The sequence below is a fragment of the Telluria sp. GW821-FHT07G12 genome, assembly GCF_059418525.1.
The window spans coordinates 96,855-109,535 of the sequence record NZ_JBWKQA010000010.1; the positions used below are offsets into that span (position 1 = coordinate 96,855).

Genomic DNA, 12,681 nt, shown 5'->3' on the forward strand with positions numbered 1-12,681 from the left:
GCTAGCGGGATTCAGCGGCGGAAGAACCAGAGGAGCAGGGTCAGGACGACCGAGACGATGAGGCAGGTAACAACGGGGAAGCTGAAGGAGAAGCCTTCGCGGACGACGTGGATGTCGCCCGGCAGGCGGCCGAGCGGGAGGCGCCGCAGCCAGGGCCAGGCGAGGCCGGCCGCGAGGAAGATGAGGCCGAGGGTGATGAGGAGTTTTTGCATTAACCCGTCATTCCCGCGCACGCGGGAATCCATGCTGAAGGTCCGAAGTCAGTATGTTAATAATACTTCGGTATCGACAAGGTACGGATTCCCGTCGCTCAGTATGGATTCCCGCTTTCGCGGGAATGACGGACTATTCCGCGTCAGCCGATCAGCACCGGCAGGCGCGAACCCGTTTGCCCAGTGCGGAACACGCTCACCGCCTGCGCCAGCCGCGCCGCCTGGTCCTGCATCGCCTCGGCGGCGGCCGCCGCTTCCTCGACCAGCGCCGCGTTCTGCTGGGTCACCTGGTCCATCTGCACCACAGCCACGTTCACCTGCTCGATGCCCGCGGTCTGCTCGGTGCTGGCAGCGGTGATCTCGGCCATGATGTCGGTCACGCGCTGCACGCTGGTGACGACTTCGCGCATGGTGTCCCCGGCCTGCGCGACCAGGCGGCTGCCGGCCGACACGCTGTTCACCGAATTCTCGATCAGCGACTTGATTTCCTTGGCCGCCGCTGCCGAGCGGTGCGCCAGGTTGCGCACTTCGCCGGCGACGACCGCGAAGCCGCGGCCCTGCTCGCCGGCGCGCGCCGCTTCCACGGCCGCGTTCAGCGCCAGGATATTGGTCTGGAAGGCGATACCGTCGATGACGCCGATGATCTCCGAGATCTTGCCGGATGCGGCGTGGATGTCCTGCATGGTGCCGACCACCTGCTCGACCACCGCGCCGCCGCGTTCGGCCACGCTGGAGGCGGTTTGCGCCAGCAGGTTGGCCTGGCGCGCGTTGTCGGCGTTGTGGCGGACCGTCGAGGTCAGCTCTTCCATCGACGCCGCGGTCTCCTCCAGCGAGCTGGCCTGCTGCTCGGTGCGCGAGGACAGATCCATGTTACCGGACGCGATCTCCTGGCTGGCGGTGCCGATCGCGTCGCTGCCGACGCGCACCTCGGACACGATGCCGGACAGCGAGGCATTCATCTTCTGCAGCGCCGCCAGCAGTTGGCCGACTTCGTCGTTGGAGTCGATGTGCACGGTCTGGGTCAGGTCGCCGTCGGCCACGCTTCGCGCCAGGTGCAGGGCCTGGCCGATCGCGCGGCCGATGCCCTGGATCAGGAACCAGGCGACCGCCGCGCCCAGCAGGCCGCCGATCACGTTCAGCGCAATCGCCACATTGCGCGCATGACCATAGCGCTGGTCCGCGCTTTCGTATTCCTTTTTGGCGACGTCGATCTGCAGCTTGATCAGCGTTTGCATGTTCCGCTGGGCCGGCAGGTAGAGCTTCAGGAGCGGCCCCGCGGCCGCGGCCTTGGCGGCATCGGCATCCTTGGCGCGCAGCGCCGCGATGGTCGGTTTCAGGCCCTGCTCGACGAACTGCGTGCGGCTGTCGATGAAGGTCTTGGCCAGCGCCTTTTCGTCGTCCGTCAGGTAGGTGGCCATGTACTTGGCCCACTGCTCGGAAATCTGCTTGATGCGGCCCTCGACCTCATCGATCGCGGCAGTGCTGTCACCGCCTTCCAGCGTCGCGCGCAGCAAGGTGCTCTGGTTCTGCTGCATCAGCGTCAGCACGCGGCTCAGGTCGGCCAGTGCGATCAGGCGGTCGTTGTAGACGGTCCGCAGGGAGGCGTTGGTGGCGCTCAGGTTCGACAGGCCGGCAACGCCGACCACGATGGCCACCGCGCTCAGCAAGGCGGTAAGGAAAATAAGGCGGGCTTTGATGGTGATGTTCTTGAACATGGAAGATCTCTAGGTGACGAGCGCTCGTACAAAACATTGAGCCGATACATCACTCTAGTTCACTTTCTTCCCTATCCAAAAGCACTTTCATTGCCCCGCGGATACAAAATTTAGGCTGGTTGCACGCAGGCGACAAAGCCGCACTACGCTGGTGCGAAAACCGGGCGCGGCGCTGCCAACATGGCACGGCTTGCGCTTGGCGCGGCAGTGTGAGCACGTTCGCCACGATCGAGCTTGAACACGCTTACTGCCTGCGCCAGCTGGTGCGCCTGCTCCTGCATCGATTCGGTGGCGGCCGCCGCTTCCTCGACCAGCGCTGCGTTCTGCTGGGTGACCTGGTCCATTTCGGCGACCGCGCCGTTCACCTGCTCGATGCCGATGCTCTGTTCGCGCGAGGCTGCAGAAATCTCAGTCATGATGTCGCTGACCCGTTTCACGCTGGCGACCACGTCCTGCATGGTCGCACCGGCCTCGCCCACCAGGCGGGTGCCGTTGCCGACTTTCTCCACCGAGGCATCGATCAGTACCTTGATTTCCTTGGCGGCAGCAGCCGAGCGATGCGCCAGGGTACGGACTTCGCCCGCCACGACCGCGAAGCCGCGGCCCTGCTCGCCCGCGCGCGCCGCCTCGACCGCGGCGTTCAGCGCCAGAATATTGGTCTGGAAGGCAATGCCGTCGATGACGCTGATGATCTCGACGATTTTCTTCGACGCGTCGTTGATCTCGCCCATCGTCGTCACTACCTGCTCGACGACCGCGCCGCCACGCGCCGCCACGCCGGATGCGGTGGAGGCCAGTTCGCTGCCCTTCAGCGCATTCTCGGCGTTCTGGGCCACGGTGCCGGTCAGTTCTTCCAGCGCGGAGGCGCTTTCTTCCAGCGAGCCGGCCTGTTGCTCGGTACGGCTCGACAGGTCCAGGTTGCCGGCCGCAACCTCGCCGGCTGCGGTGGAGATGCTGTCGGCGCCGGTGCGCACCTGGGTCACCAGTGCGTTCAGGTTGCCGGTCATGGTGTTCAGGGCTGCCATCAGCTCGCCGGTTTCGTCGGTGGACCCGATATCGACACGGGTCGACAGGTCGCCCTTGGCAACCGCATTCGCCAGGGCGAGCGCATTGCGCAGCGGTACCGTGATGCTGCGGCTCAGCCACCATGCCAGCGCACCGCCAAGCACGACGGCCAGCAGGCCGACGCCAGTCAGCAGCAGGCGGCCGCTGGCCGCAAGCGCTTCGACGTAATCTCCGGATTCGTCGAACATGCGCGTCTGGCGCTGGGACAAGCGGACAACTGCCTCGTCATACGCCAGCACGGCCGGCGTCATTTTCGCTTCCGCCGACTGCACGATCTGGGCGTGGTCGGCCTTGCCGCTATCCTGCAGCGCGAAAACCTCGTCGCGGGCTGCCACATAGGCCTTGCGGCGCTCGCCGATTTCGGCCAGCAGCGCCTTGCCGTCTGGGAGAACGACCAGCTTCGCGAGTTCCTGCTGAATGCGCGCGATCTCGGCGCTGTTGGCCTTCATTTTTTCAGTGATCGTCCGCAGGTCGGCAGCATCGATGGCACGCAGGCGCGCGTCGATCAGGGCGCGATTGACGCGGCTGTTGGCTTGCCAGCGGTCGGCCAGGCGGGCCTTCTGGATAGCGGTGTCCATGTCGGCGCTGGCGCCGACTACTTGCTGCAAACGGAGCGCGCCGATGCCGGTCAGGAGCACGGTCAGGATCAGGACGCTGGAGAATGCGAGGCCCAGGCGGGTCCCGATTTTCAGATTTCGGATATGCATTTTCACCTCGGAGAAAACAGGAGCTGCGCCTTACCCGGCGGCGTCGATGCGGGGCCGGGTCAGCACAGGGACTAAGGGGCGAGGATTTGGCCCGACGGAGAATCCGTGTCACGGCACTAATGATACGTGGAAACATTGTGCGTGACACATATGGTTGTTGCACAACAACATTTTCTCTCCATGAGCAGAAACGGAGCTCGTAGGGCGAAAAAGTTAGAATGTCACCAATCTATTGTCAAACAGCTCTCCTGCCCAGTGATCAGACTTGCCCGCTTCCCTTACGCCGAATGGCTGCGCCGCAGCCTTGCCTGTCTGCTCCTTTGCGGCGGGCTGGCGCAGGCTGCCGGGCCGCAGCCCGTGCTGCTGGGGATAGACGGCGAATTCGGACTGGACAACAGCACCTCGGCACAGGCCGTCGAGCTGGGCATCCGCGCCGCAATCGCCGAGATCAACGCGGACGGCGGCGTGCTCGGCGGGCGTCCGCTCGAACTGGTGATCAAGGACCACCGTTCGATTCCGGCGCGCGGCATCCGCAACATCCAGGAATTCGCGCGCATGCCCGGCCTGGTGGCGGTGTTCGGCGGCCGCTTCAGCCCCGTCATCATCGAGGAGCTGCCGACGCTGAAATCGACCAAGACCCTGTTCATGGCGCCCTGGTCCTCGGCCGACGCGATCGTCGACAACGACATGCAGCCGAACTACGTCTACCGCCTGTCGCTGCGCGATTCGCTGGCCATGCCGCGGCTGCTGCAATCGGCGCACCGGCGCCGCCTGGACCGGATCGGGCTGCTGCTGACCAACACTTCCTGGGGCCGCAGCAATGCCGAGGCGGCCGAACGCGCGCTGTCCGCCAACCGCGGCATGCGCATCGTCGGCACCTCCTGGTACAACTGGCGCGACACCTCTCTCATCGGGAAGTACCAGCAGCTGCGCGAGGCCGGCGCCCAGGCCATCGTGCTGGTCGCGAACGACGACGAAGCGGCGGTGCTGGTGCGCGAGGTGGCCGCGCTGCCGAAGGCGCAGCGGGTGCCGATCCTGAGCCACTGGGGCGTGACCGGCGGCGAGTTCGTCAAACAGGCCGGCCCGGCGCTGCGGCAGGTCGACTTTTCCGTGATCCAGACCTTCAGCTTCTGGCAGGCCGACCCGGCGCGCGTGCGCCGCTTCCTGGCCAGCGCCGCCAAGGTCTCGCAGGTGAGGCGCATCGAGGACATCAAGGGCCCGGTCGGCACCGCCCATGCCTACGACCTGACCCACATCCTGGCGCAGGCGATCGAGCGCGCCGGCAGCACCGACCGCAAAGCGGTGCGCGACGCGCTCGAGAAGCTGCCGGCCTGGCGCGGCCTGATCAAGAACTACGCGCCGCCCTTCACCCCGGCCCGCCATGAGGCGCTGGGCCCGGACGAACTGCTGATGGCGCGCTACCGGGCCGACGGCGTGCTGGTCCCGGCCCGGGAGTGAGGATGGCGCCGGCATCTCCTCCCGCACGGCTGTCGCGGCAGTTCGCGATCGCCGCCGCGATCCTGACCGCGGCCGCCATGCTGCTGATCACGATCGTCTCGTTCTGGCTGATCGACCGCCAGCGCGAGCACGCCAACGACCTGCTGCAGCAGCGCGAAGTCGCCTTCCACGCGCGCACCGCCGGCCATAACCTGGAAGCCCTGACGACCCGCCTGGCGGACGTCGCGGCCAGTCCTATCCTGGCCAATGCCCTGGTCGACAGCGCCGGCAAGGAGACTTACCTGACGCCCTATCTGCACGGCCTGCGCCAGATGAACGGGATCCCGGTGCAGGTGCTGTTCACCGATTTCGAAGGCAAGAAAATCGCCGACAACGGCAGCACCGGTTTCGGCGAGCAGGAACTTGCCTGGCTGCGCGAGCGCCTGGCCAGCGGCATCGAACGCGCCGCCCTGCACAACGGCGAACTGTTCGGGGTCTACCTGCTGCGCTACTCGCGCACCCGCACCCCGGAAGGAGCGCTGATGTACAAGATCCGCCTGGCCGACCTCAAGCCGGGGCCGTGGGCCGTGCTCGAACCCGACGCCACACGCACGCCGCGGGCGCACGAGATCAGCGCCCGGGTGCCGCTGCCGCCCGCCCTGGCCCACCTGGACCTGGCGCTGCGCGAGGACGAGCGCCGGCTGGCGGCGCCGCTCGACTCGCCGGCGCCGCAATACCTGCTGATCGGCGCGATCACGGCCGCGCTGGCGCTGTTGGTGTTCCTGCTGGCCCAGCGGCTGGCGCTGGGCCTGACGCGCGACCTGCGCCTGCTGGAAGCCTTTTCCACCAGGCTGGGCGACGCCGGGGTCAAGAGCCAGCGCGCGCCGCTGGCCGGCAGCCGCGAAGTGGTCAGCCTGGCCGGCGCCATCAACCGCATGCTCGACCGCCTGTACGAGCAGCACGCGCATCTGGAGGCCGAGCGCCGCAAGTTCCACCAGCTGTCGAACAACATCCCGCAGCTTGTGTGGATGGCCGATCCCGACGGCCACATCTTCTGGTTCAACGACCGCTGGTACGAGTTTGCCGGCGCCGAGCCGGGCACCGTCTCGGCCGAGGGGTGGCAGCAGCTGCACGACCCCAAGGTCCTGCCGGAGGTGATGCGGCGCTGGCAGCAGGCGATCGTCAGTGGCCAGCCCGACCAGATGACCTTCCCGCTGCGCGGCCTCGACGGCCGCTATCACAGCTTCTTCTGCTCGATCGCGCCGCTGCGCGACGCGGCAGGCCGCATCGTCCAGTGGTTCGGCACCTGCACCGACGTCAGCCAGCTCGAGGAAGCCGAGCGCGCCGTGCGCTACAGCGAGGAGCGCCTGCAGCAAGGCCTGGTGGCGGCGCGCATGGCGGTGTGGGAGCGCGATCCCGTCAGCGGCGCGGTCAGCTTCTCGGCCAATTTGCAGAGCGTCTTCGGCAAGCACTGGACCAACGTGAGGGAGTTGCGGGACCTGATCGATCCGGACGACCGCGCGCAACTGGACGAGGTCGTGGCGAAGGCGATCCGCGAAGGCGGCGAGTACCGCGCCACGGGGCGCATCCGCCGCGCCGACGATGGCCGCAGCATCTGGATCGACATCCGCGGCCGCCTCGGCCTCGGCCCGGACGGGCGCAGCACCGTGATGCACGTCGTCGCGATCGACATCACGGAACGCAAGCACGCCGAGGAAGCGCTGCAACTGGCGGACCGCCGCAAGGACGAATTCCTGGCGATGCTGGCGCACGAGCTGCGCAACCCGCTGGCGCCGATCAGCAGCGCCGCCGACATGCTGCGCATCGCCTATTCCCATGAGCCGCGCGTGAAGCAGATCAGCGACATCGTGGCGCGCCAGGTGGCCCACATGCGCCACCTGGTCGACGACCTGCTGGACGTGTCGCGGGTGACGCGCGGCCTGGTGACGATCAACCGCCAGCCGACCGACATGCGGCGCGTGGTGAGCGAAGCGGTCGAGCAGTCGCGGCCCCTGGTCGAGACGCGCCGCCACCGGCTCGAGGTGGCGCTGCCGGATGCACCGCTGATGGTCGACGGCGACCACACGCGCCTGGTGCAGGTGGCGACCAACCTGCTCAACAACGCCGCCAAGTACACGCCCGAGGGCGGGCACATCCGGGTGACGCTGGACGCGCACGATGGCCAGGCGCGGCTGGCAGTGCGCGACAACGGCACCGGCATCGGCCCCGACCTGCTGCCGGTGGTGTTCGACCTGTTCACGCAGGGCTCGCGCACCCTCGACCGCGCCCAGGGCGGCCTCGGCCTCGGCCTGGCGCTGGTGCGCAAACTGGTCGAGCTGCACGGCGGCCAGGTCGCCGCCAGTAGTCCCGGCCAGGGCCAGGGCAGCACCTTCACCGTCACCCTGCCCCTCGTCTGAAAATTCGGGGTCAGAGCACTTTTCCGGCTTAATTCGGGGTCAGAGCACTTTTTGTGGAAATGGCTTCGGCTACATGTTGGCCGGCCGCGTGACCAGCATCGCTTTACCACAGCAGGTTTTGATTTGCAGATGTGCCTGAGGGCTTTTGTCGAGAAATGTGCTCTGACCCCGAATTTCTCGAATAATGTGCTCTGACCCCGAATTTTGGATTGCGGCACGGCACTGGTTTGACGACCGCTGCGATTCGTTGGAACATGGCCTGCCCATCAACAATTCTGGTGCGCCATGGTTCCTGAGCTTGGGTTGGTCTGCATTACCGTATCGAAGGATGTCCGCTACCGCACCGTCACGCGCAAGCGCTTGCTGGAGCATTCGGACGAAGGCCAGCGCAAGCTGCTCGACGATATCTACCGCGACAACATCCAGACCCTGAGCGGCGCCCTGCAGTACTGCAAGCGCGAAGGCATCCGCCTGCACCGTATCCCGTCCTCGATCTTCCCCTTCTTCGACGAAGACGTCGGCCGCGCAGTGATGCAGAGCCTGGCGCCGTCCCTGGCCGGCATTGGCCAGCGCGCCATCGAACTCGGGCTGCGCCTGGTGATGCATCCCGACCAGTTCGTCGTGCTCAGCTCCGACTCGCCCGAGGTGGTGGCCAACAGCGTCAAGATCCTGCAGATGCATGCCGACATCATGGACCTGCTGCAGCAGCCACGCTCGCCCTGGGCCGTGCTCGAGATCCACGGCGGCAAGGCGAATCGCAGCGACGCCCTGGTCGAGCGCATCGGGGAATTGCCCGAGCCGATCCGCTCGCGCCTCTGCCTGGAAAACGACGAGTACTCGTACAACGCCGAACAGATCCACGACGTCTGCACGCGCGCCCGGGTGCCGATGGTGTTCGACGCCCACCACCACATCGTCAGCGAAAAGCTGCCCAGCTACGACGATCCCAGCGTGGCCGAGATGCTGGCAAAGGCAAGGGAGACCTGGCCGGATCCGGCGCACCAGCTGGTCCACATCTCGAACGGCCGCGAAGGCTTCAACGACCGCCAGCATTCGGACCTGATCGCGGTGATGCCCTCAGCCTATGCGCAGGCGCCGTGGATCGAGATCGAGGCCAAGAACAAGGAAGAAGCGATCGCCGGCCTGCGCGGATGGCAGGCCGGCGACCGCGGGCGCCATTAAATCGTCTCGCCGAGACGGCGATCGCGGACCGTGTAGTCGTCCCAGGCCAGCGCCGGCTTGCGGACGGCGTTGCGCGGCAAGCCGTCCTTCAGGAAGTACAAAGGACGCCGCTTGCTCTCGTCGAACATGCGCGCCAGGTATTCGCCGATCACGCCGATGCTCAGCAGCTGCAGGCCGCCGAGGAACATCACCGCCGTCAGCAACGAGGGGTAGCCGGGCACGGGATTGCCCAATACGAGCGTGCGCAGCACCGTGTATACGCCATAGCCGAAGGCGCCGAAGGCGCTGGCCAGGCCGACGTAGGTGGCCACTTTCAGCGGCACGCAGCTGAACGAAGTGATGCCCTCCAGCGCAAAATTCCACAGCTTCCAGTAGTTCCACTTGGTGGTGCCGGCATGGCGCGGCGCGCGCCGGTACAACACCGCCTTCTGGGAAAAGCCGACCCAGGCGAACAGGCCCTTCATGAAGCGGTGCTGCTCGCGCATCTGGCACACCGCGTGGACGGCGCGCCGGCTCAGCAGGCGGAAGTCGCCGGTGTCTTCCGGAATGCGCACCCGGCTCATCTTCTGGATCAGGCGGTAGAACAGGAAAGCCGTCAATTTCTTTGCCGCGCTCTCGCCCTCGCGCGAGGTGCGCTTGGCGTACACGACGTCATGGCCATCGCGCCATTCCTCGACCAGTTGGGGAATCAGCTCGGGCGGATCCTGCAGGTCGGCGTCGATGACGACGACGGCATCGGCGTCGGCATGGTCCAGGCCCGCCGTCATGGCGATCTCCTTGCCGAAATTCCGCGACAGGTCGACCAGGGTCACGCGCGCGTCGTGTTCGGCGAGCTGCCCGATCGCGTCCAGCGTGCCGTCGGTGCTGCCGTCGTTGACATAGATGACCTGGGTGCGCAGGTTCAGCGCGTCGAGCACCCTGCCCAGGCGCTGGTGGAACTCGGGCAGGACCTCCTGCTCGTTAAATACCGGCACCACGACCGCCAAGGTGTTATAGGCACGCGCGATCTCTTGTTCATGGAGCAGCATCTTCAGGTCCTCCCCCTAAATATCATCCATGTACCGGCAAGGTTGCAGCTCACCACCGCTGCCAGCGCCAGCGCCTGGGCCAGCAGGTAATGCCAGCCCAGCTTCAGGCACGCGCCCATCACCGCGGCGTTGACCGCGGCGCCGCAGCCGGCCATCAGCGCAAAGCGCGGAAAGGCCTGGCGATGCGGCGCCTGGCTGGAAAAGGTCCAGCGGCGATGCAGCAGGTAGTTCTCGGTCACCACCACCCAGAAGGCCAGCGAACTTGCGCCCAGTGCCGGCACGCCGCCCAGTTCCACCATGCTCCACAAGAGCGCGTAATACATGGCGGCGCCGGCCAGCCCGACCAGCGCGAAGCGGACCGGCAGCGGCGGCGTCAGTGCGCCGTGCCGCGGGCCACGTAGTACTGGGTCCATAGCAGGTTGCTGCCGGCGCCGCCGGCCAGCGTGCGCGCGAGCCACTGCAGGAAGCGCAGGCCCTGTTCGCCGCCGAACTCGGCGACCAGCGGCAGGTACATGCCGGTCCTGTGCTGTTCGGCGATCTCGAACCCGGCGCTTTGCAACTGGCGCTGCACGGTGCGCGCCGTCATCAGGTTGATATGTCCGGTCTCGAGCACCGGTTCGCGGTAGATGCGGCGCACCAGCTGGATCACGCCGGGCAGGAAGGCGATCTTGGCCGCCAGTTCGAGCGGGCTGTAACGCTGCGGCGTCGACAGCACCAGCACGCCGCCGGGCTTGAGCAGGCGCCGCATGCCGCGCAGCGCCGCGGCAGAGTCTTCGATATGCTCGATCACCTCGGTGCACAGGATCAGGTCGAAGCCCTGCGCCGGCAGCGTCGAGGCGCACACGTCGTCGCGCACCAGCTCCAGGTTGGCGATCGTCTGCTGCAGGCGGGCGGCGTGGCTCAGGTAGGCGTCTTCGATGTCCGCCGCCACCACCTGGCCGAACAGGCCGGCGAGCACCGGCAGGTAGACCCCGCAGCCCGGCCCGACCTCGAGCGCACGGCCGCCGGGACGCGCATGCCGGCGCAGCGTGTCGACGATCCAGTCGCGCCGGCTGCAGTGCAGCCAGCGCCGGGTCGGATTGCCGGACCGGTACAGGGTTTCCTGCAGGGCCACCAGTTCGCCGGGGGATGCCATGCCTGTCTCCTTCACGAGGACGCGCCGCGCTGCAGTACCGAAAAATGCTCGTCGCGATAGACCTCGCGAAAGCGCCCGCTCGCCAGCAGCAGCTGGCGGATCGGCGCATCGAGTGGCAGCAGCGCCAGGTCGACGCCGAGCCGCTCGAACTTCGCCTGCCAGTCCGCGCCGCCCAGGTAGACGTGCAGGTAGTCCTTGATGAACTGGTCGCCGTAGACGTCGGCGCGGCCGTCGACGGCGACCCGCATGCGCGGCGCCAGGCGGTAGATCAGGTAGCCGCCGTCGGCATATTCGTTGAACAGGTTGTGGCCGATGCCATGCGCTGCGACATAGTCGGCCGCGCCCTTGGGCAGCGCCAGCCCGCCGCGCGCGCTGTAATCCGCCGGACGGCCCTCGAGATAAGCCGGTATGCAGACGGCGATGGCGCAGGCGACCAGCCAGTTGATCACGAATTCGCCCTGGCCCAGCTCCTTGCCGGCGCCGCGCCGCTGCGCATACCAGCGCGCCGGCTTCGAGCTGCGCACCCAGTTTTCCAGGGCCGCGAGCATCCCGCGCGACAGCGCCAGCGCGGTGAACGGCACCAGCACCAGCACCGCCAGCGGCACATGGCGTGCGGCGATGCAGCCCTGCGCCGCGAAGAACAGCGGCACCACCAGTTCGGTCAGGTCCGGCTTGCGGGTCGCATGCGCATGGGCGACCAGGAGCAGCAGCACCAGCGCCAGGTAGGCCTTCCCGCCAAGGCCGTGGAAGTCCGGGCTCTGCCACTCCGCGATGAACTGGTTCGCCGCCATCCCGAGCACCTGGAACGGGTACAGCCAGCGTTCGAACAGGCCCGGATTGGCCAGGCTGGCCAGCACGACCAGGCCGGCCACCTGCGTCAGGCGCAGCAGCCGCCGTTTCTGCGCCGGGTCCCGCGCCGGCCGGTTGGCCCACGCCAGCCATTCGCAGGCAGCGAACAGCAGCACCAAGGCGATGCCGCCCACATACGCGGCATGCGCATTGACCCAGACGACCATCGTCGGGGGCAGCAGGAACAGCGCACGGGTCGAGGCGGAAGCCGCGTACTTGAAGTCGAGCAGGACGAACAGGTAGAGCGCGAAACAGGCGTAGGTCAGCAACTGGGGACGCGGGGCGATCCCCATGTAGAAGGCGACCACGCCGAGCGTCATCGGGATCCACACGGTGGCCGCCGAGGCGCCCAGCCGCCGCCCCGCCACGTAGGCCAACCCCATGGCAAACACGCACAGCGTCGCCCGCATGGCCGCCACCCCGGTCTCGCCGAATGCCGACGATATCCAGTACAGCAGTGCCTCGAACAGCCACTCGTGCAGGACCCAGGGCTGCCCCGCCCGCGTGAACGAAAAGATGTCGCCCGCCGGCAGCGCGCCGTGGGTGACGATGTATTCGCCGGTTTTGAGGTGCCAGAAGTAATCGGGATCGACCACGCGCGTCGACAGCAGGACGACGAAGGCGATAAAGCCGACGAGACAGGTTTTGTTGAGCCGCAGGAATCTGGTCATGGTCGGAGGCGGAGGGCCGGAATGGGATGTTTACGTCAGGCAAATTTTGCGGCCTCTAGGGCGGATCAATAATGACCTGCGGCAACATTTATGGATCCCGGGACGCCGTTTACTACGAACGGTCGAGTCCGCTACGCTGCGCCGCACCATTCACGCCACGCATGGTGGCCATCAGGAATCGTAATTAGTCATTTCCTCTGAGCAGGATCAGAATGGTGCAAGCCCACTCCAACCGGACGCAGCTGTTTTTGCGCCCGTTGCAC

General features: G+C 66.8%; 10 protein-coding genes. 3 read left to right on the top strand and 7 right to left on the bottom strand.

Translation table 11 applies throughout. The features are described 5' to 3' along the window. Positions 1–11: 11 nt before the first annotated feature. The 3 genes from AC07PE_RS25925 to AC07PE_RS25935 form a co-directional block, all read right to left on the bottom strand. Complete coding sequence (locus AC07PE_RS25925) at positions 12–212, bottom strand: DUF2905 domain-containing protein (RefSeq protein ID WP_498770000.1); 201 nt, start codon at positions 210–212, stop codon at positions 12–14. 143 nt (positions 213–355) lie between these two features. After that, entirely contained in the window at positions 356–1,927 is a 1,572-nt protein-coding gene (locus tag AC07PE_RS25930) for a methyl-accepting chemotaxis protein (protein WP_498770002.1), read from the bottom strand. 143 nt (positions 1,928–2,070) lie between these two features. Further along, positions 2,071–3,699, bottom strand: coding sequence for a methyl-accepting chemotaxis protein (locus AC07PE_RS25935; RefSeq protein WP_498770004.1), 1,629 nt, complete (start codon positions 3,697–3,699; stop codon positions 2,071–2,073). 255 nt (positions 3,700–3,954) lie between these two features. On the opposite strand from AC07PE_RS25935, the gene AC07PE_RS25940 reads away from it, so the two are divergent. The 3 genes from AC07PE_RS25940 (at position 3,955) to uvsE (ending at position 8,735) form a co-directional block, all read left to right on the top strand. Beyond that, positions 3,955–5,157, top strand: a complete 1,203-nt coding sequence (locus AC07PE_RS25940; RefSeq protein WP_498770007.1) for an ABC transporter substrate-binding protein — start codon at positions 3,955–3,957, stop codon at positions 5,155–5,157. A gap of 2 nt (positions 5,158–5,159) precedes the next feature. Next, on the top strand, positions 5,160–7,553 hold the full coding sequence (locus tag AC07PE_RS25945; RefSeq protein WP_498770009.1) for a sensor histidine kinase: 2,394 nt from the start codon (positions 5,160–5,162) through the stop codon (positions 7,551–7,553). Between the two features lie 237 nt (positions 7,554–7,790). Further along, positions 7,791–8,735 (top strand): UV DNA damage repair endonuclease UvsE, encoded by a 945-nt coding sequence (uvsE, locus tag AC07PE_RS25950; RefSeq protein ID WP_498770089.1) that lies wholly within the window; start codon positions 7,791–7,793, stop codon positions 8,733–8,735. Here uvsE and AC07PE_RS25955 read toward each other — a convergent pair. From AC07PE_RS25955 to AC07PE_RS25970, 4 genes are read right to left on the bottom strand one after another with little or no spacing between them, the layout of a single operon-like run. Further along, positions 8,732–9,763, bottom strand: coding sequence for a glycosyltransferase family 2 protein (locus AC07PE_RS25955; protein ID WP_498770011.1), 1,032 nt, complete (start codon positions 9,761–9,763; stop codon positions 8,732–8,734). The two genes, uvsE and AC07PE_RS25955, sit on opposite strands and share 4 nt — an antisense overlap. Before the next feature lie 2 nt (positions 9,764–9,765). After that, complete coding sequence (locus AC07PE_RS25960) at positions 9,766–10,176, bottom strand: GtrA family protein (RefSeq protein WP_498770013.1); 411 nt, start codon at positions 10,174–10,176, stop codon at positions 9,766–9,768. Beyond that, positions 10,137–10,898, bottom strand: coding sequence for a class I SAM-dependent methyltransferase (locus AC07PE_RS25965; RefSeq protein ID WP_498770015.1), 762 nt, complete (start codon positions 10,896–10,898; stop codon positions 10,137–10,139). The genes AC07PE_RS25960 and AC07PE_RS25965 overlap by 40 nt, the downstream gene beginning before the upstream one ends. Before the next feature lie 11 nt (positions 10,899–10,909). Further along, on the bottom strand, positions 10,910–12,418 hold the full coding sequence (locus AC07PE_RS25970) for a hypothetical protein (RefSeq protein WP_498770017.1): 1,509 nt from the start codon (positions 12,416–12,418) through the stop codon (positions 10,910–10,912). Positions 12,419–12,681 lie beyond the last annotated feature (263 nt).

Excerpts from the sequence above, each read along its gene's own strand:
- AC07PE_RS25925 (WP_498770000.1), bottom strand. The coding sequence starts at position 212 with ATGCAAAAACTCCTCATCACCCTCGGCCTCATCTTCCTCGCGGCCGGC.
- AC07PE_RS25930 (WP_498770002.1), bottom strand. The coding sequence starts at position 1,927 with ATGTTCAAGAACATCACCATCAAAGCCCGCCTTATTTTCCTTACCGCC.
- AC07PE_RS25935 (WP_498770004.1), bottom strand. The coding sequence starts at position 3,699 with ATGCATATCCGAAATCTGAAAATCGGGACCCGCCTGGGCCTCGCATTC.
- AC07PE_RS25945 (WP_498770009.1), top strand. The coding sequence starts at position 5,160 with ATGGCGCCGGCATCTCCTCCCGCACGGCTGTCGCGGCAGTTCGCGATC.
- AC07PE_RS25955 (WP_498770011.1), bottom strand. The coding sequence starts at position 9,763 with ATGCTGCTCCATGAACAAGAGATCGCGCGTGCCTATAACACCTTGGCG.
- AC07PE_RS25960 (WP_498770013.1), bottom strand. The coding sequence starts at position 10,176 with ATGGACCCAGTACTACGTGGCCCGCGGCACGGCGCACTGACGCCGCCG.
- AC07PE_RS25965 (WP_498770015.1), bottom strand. The coding sequence starts at position 10,898 with ATGGCATCCCCCGGCGAACTGGTGGCCCTGCAGGAAACCCTGTACCGG.
- AC07PE_RS25970 (WP_498770017.1), bottom strand. The coding sequence starts at position 12,418 with ATGACCAGATTCCTGCGGCTCAACAAAACCTGTCTCGTCGGCTTTATC.